Source organism: Myxacorys sp., assembly GCF_059501405.1.
Window position 1 is genome coordinate 13,051 of sequence record NZ_JCACCM010000058.1, and the last position, 17,197, is coordinate 30,247.

Genomic DNA, 17,197 nt, shown 5'->3' on the forward strand with positions numbered 1-17,197 from the left:
GCGATTAATCAAGAACTATAAAGTCTGGTCTAACTAATTTCTCCTCTACTTCAGCTTTAGAAACAAATTTCCAACCTCTAGGGTTTCTATAAGCTGTTAGACGCTTTGTTCTGATGTAATAACGGATAGTTTCAGAAGTAATATAACCTGCTATTTCTGCCGCTTCTTGAGTTGAAATCAAATCATCTGGAATCATTTTTTATCCTTTTGGTCTATATGCTTATCAATTTAAATAAAAAGAGTTCTCTAACTCCTTAATTAATACTACAAGTTTTATTACTTAAATTCCTGAATTAAATAAGTAGTAATTACCGAATTTATATAAGTACGGTTGAGAATAAAGTTCTCGGAATAAACTAGAAGTTGAAATAAACCTATATTAATAATTCAGCCCTCGCTTGAACTGCTACCTATACAACGCCCACTATTACACATATACAGTATGAAATATTAGAAGAATAAATCCTTTATAATTTATTCCTCTAATGAAACTCCCTAAAGAAATAATCAATCAAGCCTTTAACATCCTATCAACTGATACCAACTCCTCAGTAAGGAGCATCTCGAAGAAGCTTAATATCCCCTTTAGTACATTAAAAGATAATTTAATCAAGCAGTACGGTAATGATTACCGAGTAAAGGCTAAAGGGGCTGATGGAAGTCTCTATAAGATTTTAAAAGCCGAATATAAAAATAAGCCTGACCTTTTGAAATGGCTAGAAGAAAATAAATCAGCATTAATAAAGGATGATTCCATTTTATCCAACTCCCAACTGAACCGATTGACTAGAAATGAGTGCTCTCACTCAAAGAATGACTATCGAACCATCTTTGAATATTCCACCTTTATGAATGAGAAGCTGGAGCAGCAGAGAAGGCCAACTGAAGAAGTCATTCAGGAATTACCCTCCTACGATGAATCTAGAATCAAGACCTCATACATTGATCCAGTTCAACTTTTAAGGGTGCTGGAGGACTACTACAACGGCACTTTGAATGAATGTGATAAGTTCATTCCTAACATCTACAAGCCGCTCTCACAGTTGAATCCTGGCTCATCCTTATGGAGCCAGATAGATGAAAGCTTAATGTCAGATGCGATCGGTCAACTAAACTTTCCTCAATGTTTAGTTCTGAATTTTAAGATCACAAATGACCCTTCAGTACACTATCGGATTGGTTATATATTTACAGGGTTAAATACTTCAGAGACGTTTGAAGATTATATTGACCGTCTATGTCTCGAAGCTTTTGACGTTATCTCTGATTATTTACTAACCCATTTATAAATCCGCTCACTCGTAATGGTAGAGGAATCAATAATTTTTAACCTCCTAAATTACTGGAGGTTTTTTATTGAATCAATAATAGTCGCCACGAATTAAAATCTACGAATATTATTATTGATTCTATTTAACTTTCAACAAAAATCATATGGCTCGTTCAAAATATCAACCTGAAACGCTCGACGTTATTTACAAGGTTCTAGAGTTAACAGGTTCCGATAGTGCAGCCTGTGAAGCCGCTAAGGTATCTAGAGCATCATTCTATGACTGGCTTACAAAGTATCCAGACTTTGCTGAACGTGTTGCTGACATTAAAGCTACAAGACTCAGACAAGGACAAGAACAGGCTATAGACCGAATAGTGTTAGCTGAGGACTTTATCACTAAGGTTCTTAAAGGTGAGAAATTCAAAATCACTAGACAGGAAGCATTCAATTCTCAAGGTCAAATTGTCACTTTAGTAAAAGAAGAAGAAATTATACCTACTCCTCAAATGCTAGAGCGTGTTCTAGGTCAGACTCAAGCTGATATGAAAGTGGAAGTCTCTTTTGGAATCACCACTCCTGAAGATGATGGCTAAGCTTGACATTAAATTACACCCTACTCAGCATTCAGTCCTTACCTCTCCAGCTAAAGTAAAAGTTGTTTGTTCAGGTCGGGGGTGGGGCAAGACCAGACTCCTAAGAGCAGCAGCAATTAAAGCTCTACTAACCTACTCTGGTAAGTTTGACACTGAAAGTCCTTGTGAAGTTCTGATAGCGGCTCCAACCTTGAAGATGGCGATCGCCCTTCATTGGGAACCGTTAATAAACCTATTTGAAAGCTTGCCCCTCACTAGGAAAATAGATAGGTCTAAGCACATTATCTACTTTCACAATAATCTCCCCCTTCTCTCCTTAGCTGGAACCGATGATGGTGGAGAGCGGATTCGAGGTAAGAACCTTATTTTTGCTGGACTTGAAGAATATCAGATGTTTCCTCCTAAGACCTGGGATGAAATCATAACTCCTTGCTTTCGTGACCCTAGTGGATTCTATGAAAGTATGGTGATCGGCACTCCTAAAGGCAGAAACTCACACTTCTATAAGTTCCATCAAAAAGCTTTAGAGAATCCAAATTGGAAATATTTTCATTACACATCTGCTGATAATCCCTTTAACCCTTCAGAAATTAGAGAGCAGGCCCGACTAACCTTACCTCCTAGTGTTTTTAGACAAGAGTATGAAGCCAGTTGGGAGGACTTCTCAGGTAAGTTATACGATCAATTTAATGAAAGCCACACCGTTGATATTCTCCCTGATAGTTTCGGCACTATTTTAATTGGAGTTGATCACGGTGAGACTAATCCAGCAGTTTCAGTTATAGGAATTAAAGATAATCTCTACTACATAATTGACTGCTGGAGTAATCCCAACCCTTCAATCCCTGTTACTCAAGATGAAGTAATTAAGCAGATTATAACTTTCTGTAGAAAATATAAGGTTCATCAAGTAATGAGCCCCGATGATAGACCTAGCTTCACTATTGCACTGAGAAGAAAAGGGGCTACCGAGAATATTCAAGCCCTAAAGAATGCTATTACTGTTCCCAGATCAAAACCTGGTGTAATGGAAAGTATTGGAATTATTAACTCTCTCTTTTATCAAAATAGAATTTTAGTCTCTAATAGACTTCAAAGCTTAATTGATGACATTAACAGCTATCACAAAGCTGAAGATCGAGAAGGAAACATTTTAGAGAAGGTAGCTGAAGGTCAATCTGATCACATATTAGATAGTTTCCGCTATGTGATCCCGCAAATAGAAACTAAATATAATTTATCTTCAAGCCTATCTGCGGCTTAATAACAATATGGATATCCCTTATGAATTAAGTTTGGACTTTTTAGAATCCAAACATTCTGATTATATAAATAGTGAAGAATTAAACACCCAATTATATCCTCTAATTGAGGGATCAACAGTTCTAGAAAAAGTAAAAGGTCAATTCTTACCTATTCGAGCGGGAGAGGTTCCTGAAGCCTACACTGCTAGATTAAAAAAGTTCACTTACACTAACCTTCTATCTTCGGCACTTCTAGAATTAACTTCTAAACTTGCAGCAGGTAGCTATTCAATTTCAAATTTACCTGATAATGATTTCTGGAAGAACTTTAGAGAGAATACTTCCAAAAAGAAAGGGCAATCTGAACTTAAACTTCTACAGAGAATTTTCAGAGAAGCTTTAATTTATAAGAAAGTATTCGTTCAGGTTGACAAACCCCTAGCTCCTTTCATCCCTAGAAACAGAGCAGAAGAAGAGGCACTCAATCTAAACCCTTACACCATCCTACACAACTGTAGAGATGTATATGATTGGACTGAGGATGATACAGGCTCACTGACATTCATTAAGATCAGACAGCTTGTAGAGTACCGTCCAGACCCCTTCACTAAACCTGTCCCTCAAGTAATTTGGACGATAATCACCCCTGAACTGATCCTTAGATATTCGGCTTTAGTTGAGCTTAAGAACAATCAGATTGTCACACTAATCAAAGATGGAAAAATAGTTCCAGTTACTCCTAAAGATACTTATATCTCTTTAGATCAGGAACCTATCTATCATGGCTTCAGTTCATTCCCTGTTCTAAAGTTTGAACTACCTAGTGAACTCTATGCAATGAATCATGCCTATCTAAAAGCTAAAGAATATTTAACTATAGAGAATAATAGATTTGATGCTGCTGGAATGGCTTACATTCAAAGAATATTTAAGCCAATTCAAGAAACTCTTCCGAACTTAGAGATAGCTGTTAAAGAAGAAGAAACACCAATCTCAAGTAACGCCCACATTATGAAGGTTGAGGAATTTGAGTTTAAGGAAATGCAGGGATCAGTACTTACTATCCTTTCAACTCTTCTAGCAGACTTAGAGAATCAAATTAAAGACATACTCAATTTAGGTTGTATTTCATCTGATAAAGGGGCCGTTCAACAGTCAGGCATCTCTAAAAAGTTTGATCTCCATTCGGAAGAAATGGTGATGCGATCGTATGGAAAACTACTTCTAGAATTTCTACAAGATTTAATTCAATTAGTAGCTTCGGCTATTGGACTTCCATCAGAAACTATTAATTCAATCAGTGTTACTGGTTATGAGTCCTTTGAATTAGATTCGCTTGACTCCCTTTTAGCTACAGCTAATGAATTAATTAAAGTAGACCCTTATATTCCACAGACTAGTAAAAGACTATTTGCTAAATCACTTTCATCTCAACTTGCCCCTAATGCTTCATCTGAAGAAAAGGAATTAGTTAATAGCGAGATTGAAGCTTTAACTTTTGAATTACCTGAACTATCAACTAATCCAACCGTTTAATTCTACGCGGCTACTGGATAAAAGCCTTAACCCCAGATAAACCTACTGCATCATGCAGACACCTTAATTATTAAAAGGAAATTTCAATTCAAATGGATGAACAACAAGTACAGGCTCTTATTAATCAAGCTCTAGATACGTTTAAGACATCAATTATGACTGATGTTAATAAAGCAAATTCAGGCTTAGCTAAATCAATCGAGTCTACCCTTAAGAAATCCCTAGAAAACATTCAACCTAAAGCTGAAGAACCGACTGAAGAGAAACCTGCCAGTCTATCTCTTAAAGCTTTAGAAAAACAGATTCAAGATTTAACTACGCAACTATCTGAAAAGGATAAAGCTGCTTTTGAATCTGAGAAATCTGCCACTATTTCTCAACTTATTGCTGGTTCTGAAACGGTAAATAAAAGTGCCCTTCAGAAACTATTCACTGTTGAATTCGGTGCTTCTCTCAAGAAAGAAGATAACCAATGGTTCCTTGAGAAGGGTGATACAGTCACTCCAATCAAAGACCTTTTCAACTCCTACCTTCAATCAGATGAGGGTAAAAGCTTTGTACCTGCTTCACCTACTCAAGGTTCAGGAACTAAAGAATCTAAGACAATTACTGCTACTGACACTAAAGCTAAACCTAGTTCTATGGGTGAAGCGATCGCTCAATCTTTTATCTAATAATAAATTAAACAATGACTACGTATACAAACGGTGTAATTAATCTCTCTATCGAGCCTCAATTGGCCGAACTAGAGCAACTGAACGTACCTATGCTTGGACGTTTGAACCGCTATAGTACTTCTCAAACTCAAGTTAAATATAATGTGAATGTTGGAGGTGCTACTGCTGTTTCTGAATTAGTATCGGCTGACGCTGATGGTAATTCTGGAGATGTGATCAAGCCTGCAAAACTCCCTATTGCAGATTATAGACTCCGTTCTAAATTCTCTATTCATGAGGTTCAGATCGCTGAGGCCAAATCCCAAGGAATTCCAGCCCTCAGTAACTTGATCAGTCTCTCTGCTGAATCTGCTAAACGTGAAATCCTCCAAGGATTAGGTGCTGGTATCTTCGTAGGTAATGGTACTAGTCATAGTGATGTTCTTGGTCTAAGTCGTTTACATACGGCTATTACCGCTAGTAAAGCTACTAATGCTTATGCTGGTCTTGACCCTGCTGTTGATCCTCTATGGACAACCTATGTAAAGGGTACTTTTGGAGCTATCACTAAGGCTAAGCTTCAAGCTTTCTCTGCTGATTATCGTCAAGGTAAAACGACTGGAGTTGCTGGAACTTTTACGGCTTTAGTAATGAGTCCCACTACGGCTCTACTTTATAGCTCTGCATTTGACTCATCGGTTGTAGTTAATGCTGACTACACAAACGTAGCTGACCTAGGTGTACGTGGAATGAGCTTTGAGGGGCGACCTATTGTGGAAGATCCTAATTGCCCCGATGGAACGATCTACTTTGTAAATGAGAATGACCTAAGACTCTACTCCTTCCGTCAAACTAATGCTGGTGGAAGTGTTGATTCCTCAGAGCAAGGCATTCTAATGTATGTAAAAGAGATGGGTAGTGCTAACCCTCAAGAAGTTAGTTTTGTACTCTATGGTATGTACCAATTGGCACTAATGGAAAGACGCTCTGTAGCTGTAATCACAGGTGTAACGGCCTAATTAGCCCCTTAAACTAATGTTTATCACTCCTACTCTAGCTAATCACATTGCAGTAATTTTAGGAGATTCGGATAGTCTAAGGGATAAGTTAGCACAACCTGATTTTACTGAAGAGTTTACTGACTATATTGAGACTCTAGTAGTAAATCTAACGGCTATAGATTTAAAGATATTAGAAGCCACTGAGTTTTCATTTGTAGTTGGAAATAGAAGTCAGAAATTAGACTATTTCTCACATGTTAGACATCTGAAAGCTCAGGGGTCAGCTTACCTTTTTGAACTAGCTAATGCTCTAGAGGTTCAGGCTAGAAGGAATAAATACCTAACTGAATCCAGAACCTCTTATATCTCCAACTACTAAAATGTCAGTCAAAATTACAGTTACAGCAAGTGGCCCCTTATTCGATAATCCAACTAAAAATCTAAGAGAATCTGTAGAAGAAGCTTTAGACTTAACTTCTGATTTTGGTAAAGGGATTCTAAGAGATATAAGCCCTGTCAGAACTGGAAATTTAAAGGCTGGTTGGGATGTTGAGAGAGAAGATTATTCATCCTATTTAATTAATAATGCCGTAGATTACACCATTTTTGTTGATAAGAAAATTGAAATGGTTAAACGGGCACAATCACAAATAGATGAGTTTCAATCTCTCGCTTTAGAAGATGCAATCGATAGGACTTTCAATTAATGATAATAGCTAACTTATATGACAGACTCACCTTAATAGAAAATAAAATGGCACTTCTAGAAACAAATTTAGGTCTGCCGCAACGTAGACATCTATTAGTTAGAAAGTCCTATTTAAATTCTAGTAATGTCAGAGTTTATGATGACTCCCTAATTTTACCTCGCCCCTACATTGCTTCTGTTCCAGTTAAATTAATAGGTTTACCAATAGGTAGTATTACTGTTTCTCAAGCTGACTTTCAGGTTGAAGTTTCTAGATCCCAACTCATTGATTCGTATATTAAAGAAGATAAAAGTAGAATTATTTTATATATTGATCCCCCTGTTGTGGATTCAGAGATCCAATACATTAACCTCACAACTAAAACTTTAAGTACGGGAATTAAGTGTAGTTTGATTCACGTTATAGATGATGATCCTACCATCCTAAAATTAATATTAAGACGTGAAAAAGACAAATGAGTTCCAATATTCAATCAGTTAAAGAATTACTTAAATCCTGGATTCAAACTAAGGTTAGAATTGACAGTTTTGATTTAGATGTCCCTGAAGAACTTTATTCAAATGCTTCTACTGAAAATTTAAGTAAACCTGCCAATACAGGTACAGTTTTTCCAGTAGAGAACCTAAGTTATTCGAGAACACAGTTTAATTCTCTTGAAGGAACTGGAACTTTTCCCTTCTCTATTATTTTTAGATATCCTAGAGAATTTTCCTACCATCAATTACCAATATCAAAATTAGAATCTTTAGTTGAATACATTCAGGGTTCAGCTTTAGTTGAAGGAATTTGTTCAGATTCTATTAGTTCAGTTGAGCCAGAATCTACTAAGAATTCAGTTGGGGTTAAGAGAGATGGAACTGATCAAGATGATTGGCTAGTCAACTGCACCTTTTTACTTACAGTTCAGTTCAAAGTTACTCTACTTGAACTGGCCCCTGAATATGAACCTAATGATCCTGACACTACCCCTGTTGATAGCCCTATCAATTTAGGAATTAAGGTTTATAAATCCCCTTCACCAGTTGACCCTTCAAATTCAACTTTAGATACCGAATTAAATTTCACTAATATAAATAATTATGGTTAGTAGTTTATCATTTGCCAATTTCAAAGCCCCAGGAACCAGAATTGTAGAATCAACTTCTGGTTCTTCTATTTTAGAACTTACGAGTTTCCAAACCGTATACATGTTTGGCTACTCAACATCTGGCCCCTCACTTACTCCTACTAAAGTGGAATCCTTAGTGGATTTTACTAATCAATTTCCAAGCTCACAATCTGAGAATTCAGTAAAGCTATTCTTCAGAAATAATAAGTATGGAATTCTCTACTTTATTAGAGTTCCAATCGCCCCTAAGAAAACAGTAAAAGTTGATTCTATCAGTGCTGGTTCCTACACCTTAACAATTGCTGGAACTGCGGTTACAGTTAGCGTTACTAGTGAAAATACTAAACCTGAAGTAGTCTCTCTCCTAGTTAATGCCGTTAACACTGCTGCTGGTGTTTCTAGTTTAGTGACAGCTTACTCAAACACAGCTACAGATGAACTCTCGATTGTATCTGATAACCTAAGTACCTTTACTTTAACAGCTTCAGGTTCAATGACGGTTACAACCCTATCTAGTACTACTCCTACTGCATCTGATTATGTTTATAGTTTTGAACATACATTTGACATTGATGATGAGTATGAGCAAGGATTTTTGATCTGCCCTGAATTCTTCCAGGCTGCTACTAATACTCAAGCTCAAAGAACGGCTGTAGCTGCTTCTATGGAAGCCTTAGCATCTGATAAGAACTTCGACTGGTCAACTCTAATTGATTGTGCCCCCACTACTGTAAGCGTTTCAGATTTACAGACGGAATCTCAAAACTATATCAGTCCTCAAGGACACTCTAGCTACTACAGCACCTATCTAATCGATTTGGAATCACAGATTGTACCTCCCAGTGCCGCTATTGCTGCAATTTCTACTAGGCGTTACAGAGAAGAGAGCTTCGTTCAACCTGCTGCTGGTACTAAATACCCAATTTTAGGTGTTCTTGATGTAGTTACTAAGTACAGCAACAGTGATCAAGAGATTCTGAATCCTGCTGGAATAAACGTCATCAGAAACCTAAGAAATAAAGGTATTGTGGCATGGTCAGCACGTACTAGAGCTACTGAACCCTTGTATAAACAGAGCGTTTCACGGATCATTATGAACGTGATTAATGGCACTCTGAGAAAAGGCTTTGACAATCAACTATTTAATAGTATTGATGGTCAGGGTGTTTTACTTCACCGAATTGAAGAAACCGCTCGTGCTGTACTTCGTAAACTTTGGATTGGTGGAGCATTATTTGGTAATAGTGAACCTGAAGCATTTGAAGTCAGATGTTCCTTTGAGAACAATCCTAATTCAGAACTTGAAGTGGGTAATGTTTTACTTGAAGTTTATGCGGCTACTAGCCCCTCTGTAGAACGTATTTTAATTGCCTCAGTTAAAGTTCCAATCGGTCAAGTTCAGCAAGTAGCCTCACAACTCAATTAATCATCAAATAGAAAAGGAATCAATTTAGGTTCCTTTTTTATTGTCTAAATCTAAAAATAATAAATTAAAAAATAATGGCTGTTAAATTAATTGACCGCTCCCCGATCACTTCAGCAGATGTACTAATCACTATTGAAGGAGTACCTGGGTATTTTAGTAAGTTCTCAGGAATCAAAAAGAAGTTTTCAAGAGCTATGTATTCTGATGGTTTAAGTAATACTAAAAGACCTGCTGCTTCTGGTTCTATTGAATTTGAGAATGTAACGATCGCTAAGGCTCATGACCCTGAGAAAGATGATGAACTCCTTCAATGGATTGCTCAGCATGAGTGTGGTGAAGTCTTTAATATGTCTCTCAGACCTGTAAAAAGATGTAATGGTTTGGAGTTCCGAGGTAATAAAGTTTGGAATCTCTCTGAATGTAGACTTGCAGAAGTATCCATTATGGATTCTATGGATACGGAAGACGGTAGTAAAGTTTCCGAAATCTCTATTACCTTCAGCTACTCTAGTGCTGTTTTATCTGGCGCTAACACTACGAGTAATTCAGGACTAGGTATCTAATATGAAACCTATTATTAAAAAAGGAATGAAAGATTCCCTACAAGAACAATCTGAAGCCGTAGAGCAGCAGGAAGAAGCTAAGGAAGTAGAAGAGAAAGGTTATGAAGTTGACTATGATTCTACCCTAGATACTGCTTCAGTTGTCCTTTCAAGCGGTACTCAAATCACTCTCAAATCTCCAAAAGCTAAAGCATTATTAAAGATGCAGTCCTGGTATGAAAATGCTAGTGAAGAGTATCAATCTGATAGTTTTGCTGCCATGAAACTAGCTCACACCTGTCTAATCAATTCAAATCAATCCTTCGATGAATTCCTTGAATCACTAGAAATTGAAGATATTGAGCGGGTAGGTGCTGCTCTTACTTGCTTTCGTAATGTGTTCGACAAACTCAAGAAGCCCTAACCTTTTATTTGGAGTTCAGGATAGAGTTTTCACAGTTCAAGAATTACTTGAAACATTAATGTTAGCTTCTGGAGGTAAGGTTTCTGAAGGTTATTTTAAGCTTTTAGATACTGAAATTTCAGAAGCTCTTTATTTTGTAGACCTTTATATCAACGTTCAGAAAAGGATAAATCCACCTACTAAAAATAATGATATTGAGGGTTTTGAAGGGGTTGAGTTTGATTCTGAACCTTTAGTTTATTAATCATGAAAAATGTTATCGAAACAAGGTTAGTAGCTAAGGATGAATTATCAGCTACTTTCAAAAATCTAGGTGGGTTAATTAGAGGTAATGCCCTAGCCGCAGATTTAATGGGTAGAGGTATTACTTCTGCTGTAAATCTAGCTAAATCTGCCGTAGATGGATTAGCCAATTCCTTTAAAGATGCCGCAGAACTTCAATTAACTGCTGCTTCTGCATCTGCTACTTTTGCAGCCTTAACAGGTAAATCTTTTGGAGAAGGCACTAAATTTGTAGATGAGTTAAATGGTAAGTTATCTGAAGTAGCCTCTAAATTACCTGGCACTAATGCCGATTACAAATCATTAGCTTTAGGAATTCAGGATAATTTAATACCTGCTTTTAAGGATTTAAACGGTAATGTAGACACTTCTGCTTTCCAAAAAGATTTAATTGATATTACTAAGAGTATGACAGTTCTAGGGGTTTCCTCTAAGACTGCAACTAAAGATGTTAGTAAATTCACAGCTAAATTATTGGGTGGAGCTTCTGAAGCTGAATTAAACAATCTTTTATTTGCTGAAAATAATCCAGCATTTCTAAATCTCTATAAAGCAGAAGCCGAGAAAAGAAACATAGACTTAAAGGCTGCTACCGTAGCTGAGAGAAAGGAGCTAGTAAAAGCAGTCGGACAGAAGTTAGTCACCCCTGAACTGATTAAAGCCAGTTCTGAAGGTGTTTCAGGTCTAATCAGTGGATTGCAAGCTCAGCTATTCGACCAGGATACAGGTATCTTTGGTCTGATGAGAGACATTGATACTTCCACTAAAGAAAAAGAAACTGTTCTGCTGGCTATCAATGATTCTCTCTCCCTACTGATTGGTGGAGACGGTTTACTGACAGAGTTAACCAAGACGTTTGAATCCTTAGGGCTAACATTTGACCCTATGCGATCGTTGAGAAGTGGAATCTTGAAGTTCAATGAAACGATTAAATCCCTTAGAGACTTTGTAAGGTCTATCAATCAAATTTTTCTAGCCCCTAAAGCCGAGAAAGAAAAAGTAGATCTAAGTAGAATCAGACAAGGTATTTTTACTTATATTCAAGATTCAATCACTAATTACTTAAGCCAAATAAATGCAACTGAAATAGGTTCAAATATAGGTAATCTCATTAATCAAGGGATCAATTCATTAGGTAAGGTTGATTGGACTTCTACTTTTAAAGGTTTAGGTTCTGGAACTGCAACTCTATTCAGTAATTTACTAAAAGGTGGTTTAGCTCTTTTTGAAACTATTGATTGGCTATCTCTAGGTAATTTACTTCTGGCAGTTATTAGAGGCGTCTTTGAAGGATTAATTAGTTATATCAAGAGCATCAACTATCTAGCTGTTGTAGAGAATCTATTAACAGTAGTATCTGGTTCCATTATTGGACTTGCCTATTTAATTGGAGGGACATTAAAGATCGTTTCTGATCTCTACGTTAGAGAATCTACTGCAATGTGGAATGGAGTATTAAACTTTATTTCATCTAAGGTTGGAGAGTTCATCGGCTCCTTAAGTAATAAATTCTCAGAGCTAGGTCAATTTATCTCTAAGAAATGGAGTGAAGTTACTTCTACAGCTACTAACTTCTTTGATTCAGTTAGGAATTGGTTCACAGATTTACTGAGTAAGATTCCTTTTGTAGGGCAACCTAATCAAGCCAGTAATCAGGTTATTTCAGGCAATGTAGAAGCTGGAAATGCCGCTTCTGGATTCAATACTAAAGGCTTATTTGAAGCTGTTAATAGAGAGAATTCAGCTAAACCTGCTAATACTTCATTAGTAGTTGCTAACTCCTCAGAATCCATTTTAACTAACGCTCAGCAAGCTTCTCTAATTAAATCTGCTAATTCTCAAAATGCAGGTTCAGTAACAATTGGTTCTTTAACTATAAAAACCGAAGCTAAAAATGCTGAAGAGATAGCAGACACAGTTGTTAGCCTAATTACTTCTAAGTTTGCTGCCTACAGTAATGCAAGACTAGCTTAATATGAAATTATCCCCTTTAATTAATCCTCAATCAACTGCTAAGCTCTCTAGTGCTAATCAAAGTACAGGTCACTATGCTCGATTAGTAGACGCTAAGAATCAGAGAGTATTTGAATTCCAATACAACCCAGAGTCAAAGGAGTTTAGCCGTAAAGCAAATTATGGTGCTGCTCCTACAGCAGCTACTTCAACACCCAGTCAGAACTATTTATTTACAGAAGGTAAAACACTCAGACTCTCAAACCTTCTATTAGATAGCTTCTGCTTAAAGAAGAGTCTCAGACCCATTCTCAATGATTTAGAAGCTCTATTAGTTATTAATGAGAAAAGTTTCTCTCCTACCCCTGTCTACTTTGTATGGGGTACAGAGAAGTTCGGGCCTTGTGTAGTAACAGATATTGACTGGACTGAAACAGCTTGGTTAGCTGGTGAGCCTGCTAAAGTTATCCTCAATGTGAGCCTGCTTCGAGTACCTGATCCTGATTCAGTCCCTAAGCAAACATCAATCCCTAAGAATCTGACAAGCCCTAAGTTATCACAGAGACAAAAGGTAGATGGCTCTAAAAAGGCTAAGGAATTTCTAGTATCTAATGTAGCTAAATTCTCACCCAACATTAAAAAAGCAATTCAAACTAACAGCTATAAATTATCTACTTCTGATAGTGGCTCTATTAAGGTTCTGAATTCTAAAGGTGAAGAACTAGGAATTATCGGAACCTATAATGCTCTCACCAGTAAATTAGACACTTCTAAAACCACTATTAAATAAATGGAAGAACTCCAGTATGAAGTCAGTTCGGGTTCTACCTTAGCTGATATTGCCTATGAAACATTAGGTAGTTCTTCTAACTTTAGAGAAATAGCCGATTGGAATGAGTTGGATATATTTCAACAGCTTCCGATCGGTCAATCTTTATCTATTCCAAGTAAAGAAGAACTAAAAACATTAGCCATTAATCTAGCCAAAACTGAAGTTAGAAAAGCTGTTGATCCCCTACTCAAGGATTTAGATTTAAGCAGTCTTAAAGCGGCTAACCCCTTTGGATTATTTGACCATCAGCTAATCTCATGGCTTGACCTATAGATATGACTATTCTTATAAATCCTAATCAAGGACGTTCACTATTAACTCCTTTCATCAGAGTAACTATAGGGGATAAAGACATTTTCCAAACTGGAGACGGTTACTTGAAAGCCGCTTCTATCACCTTAGATGAAATGGAAGCGGGTTCAAGCTGCTCCTTTACTGTTAGTGATCCAGGCTCAAAAATAGCTGATAAATACTTTCAGATTATTAAAGCTGTAAAGGGACTGACTCCCGTTCAAGTTAAAGAAGAGACTACCCCTCCCTCAAATCCTGGTAATGCTTCTAATTCTGCAACTGATAATAATCAGAGTGCAAACATGAAGGCTTTCCTTGACACGATCGCTTATGGAGAGGGAGCAAACTACAACACTAAAGTTGGTGGAGGTACTTTTGTCAGCTACAAGGATCACCCTAGAGTCTATTTGGCTAGTGTAAACAGTGATGCAGCAGGTAGATATCAATTCATCTCAACTACTTGGGACGGTCTTAAATCTCAGTTAGGACTAAAGGATTTCAATTCAGTTAATCAGGATAAAGCAGCAGTAGCGCTCATTAAAGAGCGAGGAGCTACATCTGCTGTAGAGTCTGGAAACTTAGATGGAGCTATGGACATTCTCTATCCAACATGGGCCTGCTTCCCGCCAAGTCCTCAAGCTCACATCACTAGAGAGCAGTTCAGAGCTTACTTCAAACAGATGCAAGCTAAGTATTCTCCAGGAGTTCAACAAGCTAGGACAGCCGTTGATTCAACCCAAGCAGCAGGGGACATTCCTAAAGTCCCTATTACAACCACAGCAGCATATACAGGCTCTCAGATCACAGTTGAGCTAGGTTTTAGTGGACAGCTACTAGCCGCTTCTAGCTTCATCCACACATCCATAAAGTGCAGCCGATTTGATTCACCTACTCTAACTTTTGAAGGTCAGAGTGCAGCTTGGGTATTAACTCAACGTATTAAAAATACAGCCTATAAAAATCTCAGTCTCAGACAGATGGCTACCAAAATCTGTACCGCTTACGGTTTGAAGCTAGATATGAAAGAAGAGGGGCCGAAGTATGAATATTTCCCTCAACGAGGAGTATCAGACTATGAATCGCTTTTGATTGAGTGTAAGCGAATCGGGTATCGAATTTACTGTAGAGGAAATATTCTCTACATATATTCAGGCTTAAGGAAAAAAGGGGCTGAAGCATTCATCCTTACCTATGCAGATAATTGTGGATTCGTTCTTAACGTCAGTCATCAAGCTCGGAGTGATGAAGGTTCTGATAAAAAGTTTGCTTCAGGTCAGAGAAAAACAGTAGTTGACCCCTCTAGTGGAGTTCAAAAGATTATCAATCTTGAGAATCCAGTTGGAGCAGGTGTCTCTCCAGATACGGCAACAACCGGAACTAAAAAACCAGAAGTCAAACCTAAAACTGATGGGGCTACTGATGTTGAAGATGATGCTCGTAGAGAAGGACAGTCAATCTTAAGTCAAGTAGATGCTGATTTTGAATGCCCTACTACTCCTGAACTACTAACCTTAGATCCCAACTCTGCATTTGCAAGTAAAGGCTTCAGTGACTTCCTAGATCGGTACTGGATTCTCAAATCAATCAGTCACTCGTATGATGTTTCATCTGGATTCAGTTCAAATGGGATTTTATATAGTCCTATTAAAAGAGGAATTCGAAAGTCCAGTACCTCTTCTGGAAATAATACTTCTACAAGTACTTCCTCTAGCCCAATAGGGGGTAAAAATGATGCCCTGTATCAAGCAGCTTTGAAATATAAGGGTTCCGATACATCTGCTGGCCCAGGTAACGGTAATGAGGCTTGTGTGTATGCGATCAACAGAGTTTTCCAGAAAGCAGGCATAAATCCTCCTTGGGGTAATTCAGAATATGTACCGACTGCTGAAAGTGCTCTACAATCTCAAGCCACTTTAGTTTCTCAAGCTCAAGCTCAACCAGGAGACATTGTGATTTGGGATAATGCCGCAACTCAAAGAGGACATATAGGTATAGTAACTCAAGCTGGAGCTACAAAAGTTCTATCAAATTCATCTAGTAAAGCTAGGTTTGTTTGGGAGGATAGTAATTCAACTTATGAATCCTTTTATGGTGTCAAAGCCAGAATTTACAGAGTGAAATGACAAACGAATTAAATAATATATTTGAAATCTGGCATCAATCCAAGAAAGCTAACAAAATAGCTCTCGACTTAAATAATAGAGAATTAACCCCTAAATTAGCAATTGTTTCTAACAATAATGATCCAGAAAATAAGAGAAGAATTAAGGTTTCATTACCTGAATCTCCTGCTCTTGAATCTGATTGGATTCAACGCTCAGAAACCTGTCCTGGTATTGATCCCCCTTTACCTAAAGTAGGTCAAACAGTTCAAATTACTCACCTAGACGGCACTTTAGAGGCTCAATACACAGTAGTTGTAAATGACACTAATCCACCCCTAAAAAAGGATGATCCAGTGAATGACCATTATGAATCAACTCCTGGAAAGAGATGGTTAGAGGTCATTAAGGACTATGTTCTGAACGTTTCTAAAAACTTCATTATTAAAGTTATTTCTAACATCTTGATAGATGCAGACGGCAACATCAACATTACAGCAGGACAGAGAGTTACAATCTCTAACCTAGCTGGAGCTTCTTTAGTCCTTAGTGAGATAGGAGTTGCAATTTTATCTGACAACCTGGGAAATTCTGTGATCCTAGGGGCTGCTACTAATGGTGGAACTCAACCTACTGACATCCAGATGCATCTCACAACAGGCAGTTTCCACTTCAACTTGAACGGCAATTCTGTTGAGTTCAAGAATGCTGCTAATGTGACCATCAACGGCAAGGCGATCGCAACTATTGGGGCTACAGACACTAGAGGCGATACTTTAGTAACTAAAGGCTACTAATTGAGTAAATATACTTAGCCTCTAAAACAGGCTAGAAGCCCCCTGAAAATAATTGCCCTTACGTTTCTACCTTACAAAAATGAATATTACAGGCTTAACTTACCCTTTGCAGATAGATCCACTCACTAAGAATCTAAAGCTCTCCACAAATGTAGATTTAATCAGAGATCACATTATCAGCTACCTAACCGACACTAAAAAGAGTCACATAATGCGACCTGGTTATGGAACTGATGATTATCTGTTTCAAACTTATTCAAGTTGGGATGTGATAGCGGCTGAAATTGAGAGAAGTTTAACAGCTAATGTTCCTCAAGCCACATTTAATGTTTCAGGTTCTTTAACCGATGAAGGGGAGGGGCTAATTGAAGTTGAGTGGCAGTATCAAGGAATTAAACAAGAAGCCATTCCGGTTTTAATCAATTAA

At 37.5% G+C, this 17,197-nt stretch carries 21 protein-coding genes; 20 read left to right on the forward strand and 1 reads right to left on the reverse strand.

The window, feature by feature from the left end; translation table 11 throughout:
- Positions 1-4: 4 nt before the first annotated feature.
- Positions 5-196: a helix-turn-helix domain-containing protein gene (locus AC5I6P_RS06180; protein ID WP_495692878.1), complete on the reverse strand. Its 192-nt coding sequence runs from the start codon at positions 194-196 to the stop codon at positions 5-7.
- 289 nt (positions 197-485) lie between these two features.
- On the opposite strand from AC5I6P_RS06180, the gene AC5I6P_RS06185 reads away from it, so the two are divergent.
- The 20 genes from AC5I6P_RS06185 to AC5I6P_RS06280 all read left to right on the forward strand — a co-directional run bounded on the left by AC5I6P_RS06185 (position 486) and on the right by AC5I6P_RS06280 (position 17,197).
- On the forward strand, positions 486-1,289 hold the full coding sequence (locus tag AC5I6P_RS06185; RefSeq protein ID WP_495692879.1) for a hypothetical protein: 804 nt from the start codon (positions 486-488) through the stop codon (positions 1,287-1,289).
- 145 nt (positions 1,290-1,434) lie between these two features.
- Entirely contained in the window at positions 1,435-1,866 is a 432-nt protein-coding gene (locus AC5I6P_RS06190; RefSeq protein WP_495692880.1) for a Crp/Fnr family transcriptional regulator, read from the forward strand.
- A complete protein-coding gene (locus AC5I6P_RS06195; RefSeq protein ID WP_495692881.1) occupies positions 1,856-3,130 on the forward strand; it encodes a terminase large subunit domain-containing protein in 1,275 nt (424 codons plus the stop codon). The genes AC5I6P_RS06190 and AC5I6P_RS06195 overlap by 11 nt, the downstream gene beginning before the upstream one ends.
- Positions 3,131-3,137: 7 nt before the next feature.
- Positions 3,138-4,646 carry a hypothetical protein gene (locus tag AC5I6P_RS06200; protein ID WP_495692882.1) on the forward strand — a complete coding sequence of 503 codons (1,509 nt, stop codon included), beginning with the start codon at positions 3,138-3,140 and terminating at the stop codon, positions 4,644-4,646.
- A 92-nt stretch (positions 4,647-4,738) separates the two neighbouring features.
- Complete coding sequence (locus AC5I6P_RS06205) at positions 4,739-5,320, forward strand: hypothetical protein (RefSeq protein WP_495692883.1); 582 nt, start codon at positions 4,739-4,741, stop codon at positions 5,318-5,320.
- 14 nt (positions 5,321-5,334) lie between these two features.
- A complete protein-coding gene (locus tag AC5I6P_RS06210) occupies positions 5,335-6,321 on the forward strand; it encodes a phage major capsid protein (RefSeq protein WP_495692884.1) in 987 nt (328 codons plus the stop codon).
- A gap of 16 nt (positions 6,322-6,337) precedes the next feature.
- Positions 6,338-6,682 carry a hypothetical protein gene (locus tag AC5I6P_RS06215; RefSeq protein WP_495692885.1) on the forward strand — a complete coding sequence of 115 codons (345 nt, stop codon included), beginning with the start codon at positions 6,338-6,340 and terminating at the stop codon, positions 6,680-6,682.
- Between the two features lies 1 nt (position 6,683).
- Positions 6,684-7,010 carry a hypothetical protein gene (locus AC5I6P_RS06220; protein ID WP_495692886.1) on the forward strand — a complete coding sequence of 109 codons (327 nt, stop codon included), beginning with the start codon at positions 6,684-6,686 and terminating at the stop codon, positions 7,008-7,010.
- Positions 7,011-7,057: 47 nt separating this feature from the next.
- The gene (locus tag AC5I6P_RS06225; RefSeq protein WP_495692887.1) at positions 7,058-7,471 is read left to right on the forward strand and encodes a hypothetical protein; all 414 of its coding nucleotides are present in this window, start codon (positions 7,058-7,060) and stop codon (positions 7,469-7,471) included.
- Positions 7,468-8,100 carry a hypothetical protein gene (locus AC5I6P_RS06230; protein WP_495692888.1) on the forward strand — a complete coding sequence of 211 codons (633 nt, stop codon included), beginning with the start codon at positions 7,468-7,470 and terminating at the stop codon, positions 8,098-8,100. The genes AC5I6P_RS06225 and AC5I6P_RS06230 overlap by 4 nt, the downstream gene beginning before the upstream one ends.
- The gene (locus AC5I6P_RS06235) at positions 8,093-9,547 is read left to right on the forward strand and encodes a phage tail sheath subtilisin-like domain-containing protein (protein ID WP_495692889.1); all 1,455 of its coding nucleotides are present in this window, start codon (positions 8,093-8,095) and stop codon (positions 9,545-9,547) included. Before AC5I6P_RS06230 ends, AC5I6P_RS06235 begins: the two co-directional genes overlap by 8 nt.
- A gap of 74 nt (positions 9,548-9,621) precedes the next feature.
- Positions 9,622-10,110: a hypothetical protein gene (locus tag AC5I6P_RS06240; protein WP_495692890.1), complete on the forward strand. Its 489-nt coding sequence runs from the start codon at positions 9,622-9,624 to the stop codon at positions 10,108-10,110.
- Between the two features lies 1 nt (position 10,111).
- On the forward strand, positions 10,112-10,513 hold the full coding sequence (locus AC5I6P_RS06245; protein ID WP_495692891.1) for a hypothetical protein: 402 nt from the start codon (positions 10,112-10,114) through the stop codon (positions 10,511-10,513).
- Positions 10,514-10,571: 58 nt separating this feature from the next.
- The gene (locus tag AC5I6P_RS06250; RefSeq protein ID WP_495692892.1) at positions 10,572-10,757 is read left to right on the forward strand and encodes a hypothetical protein; all 186 of its coding nucleotides are present in this window, start codon (positions 10,572-10,574) and stop codon (positions 10,755-10,757) included.
- A gap of 2 nt (positions 10,758-10,759) precedes the next feature.
- The gene (locus AC5I6P_RS06255; RefSeq protein ID WP_495692893.1) at positions 10,760-12,769 is read left to right on the forward strand and encodes a phage tail family protein; all 2,010 of its coding nucleotides are present in this window, start codon (positions 10,760-10,762) and stop codon (positions 12,767-12,769) included.
- A gap of 1 nt (position 12,770) precedes the next feature.
- Complete coding sequence (locus AC5I6P_RS06260) at positions 12,771-13,538, forward strand: CIS tube protein (protein ID WP_495692894.1); 768 nt, start codon at positions 12,771-12,773, stop codon at positions 13,536-13,538.
- Positions 13,539-13,853 carry a LysM peptidoglycan-binding domain-containing protein gene (locus tag AC5I6P_RS06265; RefSeq protein ID WP_495692895.1) on the forward strand — a complete coding sequence of 105 codons (315 nt, stop codon included), beginning with the start codon at positions 13,539-13,541 and terminating at the stop codon, positions 13,851-13,853.
- Between the two features lie 2 nt (positions 13,854-13,855).
- Entirely contained in the window at positions 13,856-15,994 is a 2,139-nt protein-coding gene (locus AC5I6P_RS06270) for a CHAP domain-containing protein (protein WP_495692896.1), read from the forward strand.
- Positions 15,991-16,770 carry a hypothetical protein gene (locus tag AC5I6P_RS06275; RefSeq protein WP_495692897.1) on the forward strand — a complete coding sequence of 260 codons (780 nt, stop codon included), beginning with the start codon at positions 15,991-15,993 and terminating at the stop codon, positions 16,768-16,770. The genes AC5I6P_RS06270 and AC5I6P_RS06275 overlap by 4 nt, the downstream gene beginning before the upstream one ends.
- Before the next feature lie 79 nt (positions 16,771-16,849).
- Positions 16,850-17,197 (forward strand): hypothetical protein, encoded by a 348-nt coding sequence (locus tag AC5I6P_RS06280; RefSeq protein ID WP_495692898.1) that lies wholly within the window; start codon positions 16,850-16,852, stop codon positions 17,195-17,197.

Excerpts from the sequence above, each read along its gene's own strand:
- AC5I6P_RS06180 (WP_495692878.1), bottom strand. The coding sequence starts at position 196 with ATGATTCCAGATGATTTGATTTCAACTCAAGAAGCGGCAGAAATAGCA.
- AC5I6P_RS06185 (WP_495692879.1), top strand. The coding sequence starts at position 486 with ATGAAACTCCCTAAAGAAATAATCAATCAAGCCTTTAACATCCTATCA.
- AC5I6P_RS06190 (WP_495692880.1), top strand. The coding sequence starts at position 1,435 with ATGGCTCGTTCAAAATATCAACCTGAAACGCTCGACGTTATTTACAAG.
- AC5I6P_RS06195 (WP_495692881.1), top strand. The coding sequence starts at position 1,856 with ATGATGGCTAAGCTTGACATTAAATTACACCCTACTCAGCATTCAGTC.
- AC5I6P_RS06200 (WP_495692882.1), top strand. The coding sequence starts at position 3,138 with ATGGATATCCCTTATGAATTAAGTTTGGACTTTTTAGAATCCAAACAT.
- AC5I6P_RS06205 (WP_495692883.1), top strand. The coding sequence starts at position 4,739 with ATGGATGAACAACAAGTACAGGCTCTTATTAATCAAGCTCTAGATACG.
- AC5I6P_RS06210 (WP_495692884.1), top strand. The coding sequence starts at position 5,335 with ATGACTACGTATACAAACGGTGTAATTAATCTCTCTATCGAGCCTCAA.
- AC5I6P_RS06215 (WP_495692885.1), top strand. The coding sequence starts at position 6,338 with ATGTTTATCACTCCTACTCTAGCTAATCACATTGCAGTAATTTTAGGA.
- AC5I6P_RS06220 (WP_495692886.1), top strand. The coding sequence starts at position 6,684 with ATGTCAGTCAAAATTACAGTTACAGCAAGTGGCCCCTTATTCGATAAT.
- AC5I6P_RS06225 (WP_495692887.1), top strand. The coding sequence starts at position 7,058 with ATGGCACTTCTAGAAACAAATTTAGGTCTGCCGCAACGTAGACATCTA.
- AC5I6P_RS06230 (WP_495692888.1), top strand. The coding sequence starts at position 7,468 with ATGAGTTCCAATATTCAATCAGTTAAAGAATTACTTAAATCCTGGATT.
- AC5I6P_RS06235 (WP_495692889.1), top strand. The coding sequence starts at position 8,093 with ATGGTTAGTAGTTTATCATTTGCCAATTTCAAAGCCCCAGGAACCAGA.
- AC5I6P_RS06240 (WP_495692890.1), top strand. The coding sequence starts at position 9,622 with ATGGCTGTTAAATTAATTGACCGCTCCCCGATCACTTCAGCAGATGTA.
- AC5I6P_RS06245 (WP_495692891.1), top strand. The coding sequence starts at position 10,112 with ATGAAACCTATTATTAAAAAAGGAATGAAAGATTCCCTACAAGAACAA.
- AC5I6P_RS06250 (WP_495692892.1), top strand. The coding sequence starts at position 10,572 with ATGTTAGCTTCTGGAGGTAAGGTTTCTGAAGGTTATTTTAAGCTTTTA.
- AC5I6P_RS06255 (WP_495692893.1), top strand. The coding sequence starts at position 10,760 with ATGAAAAATGTTATCGAAACAAGGTTAGTAGCTAAGGATGAATTATCA.
- AC5I6P_RS06260 (WP_495692894.1), top strand. The coding sequence starts at position 12,771 with ATGAAATTATCCCCTTTAATTAATCCTCAATCAACTGCTAAGCTCTCT.
- AC5I6P_RS06265 (WP_495692895.1), top strand. The coding sequence starts at position 13,539 with ATGGAAGAACTCCAGTATGAAGTCAGTTCGGGTTCTACCTTAGCTGAT.
- AC5I6P_RS06270 (WP_495692896.1), top strand. The coding sequence starts at position 13,856 with ATGACTATTCTTATAAATCCTAATCAAGGACGTTCACTATTAACTCCT.
- AC5I6P_RS06275 (WP_495692897.1), top strand. The coding sequence starts at position 15,991 with ATGACAAACGAATTAAATAATATATTTGAAATCTGGCATCAATCCAAG.
- AC5I6P_RS06280 (WP_495692898.1), top strand. The coding sequence starts at position 16,850 with ATGAATATTACAGGCTTAACTTACCCTTTGCAGATAGATCCACTCACT.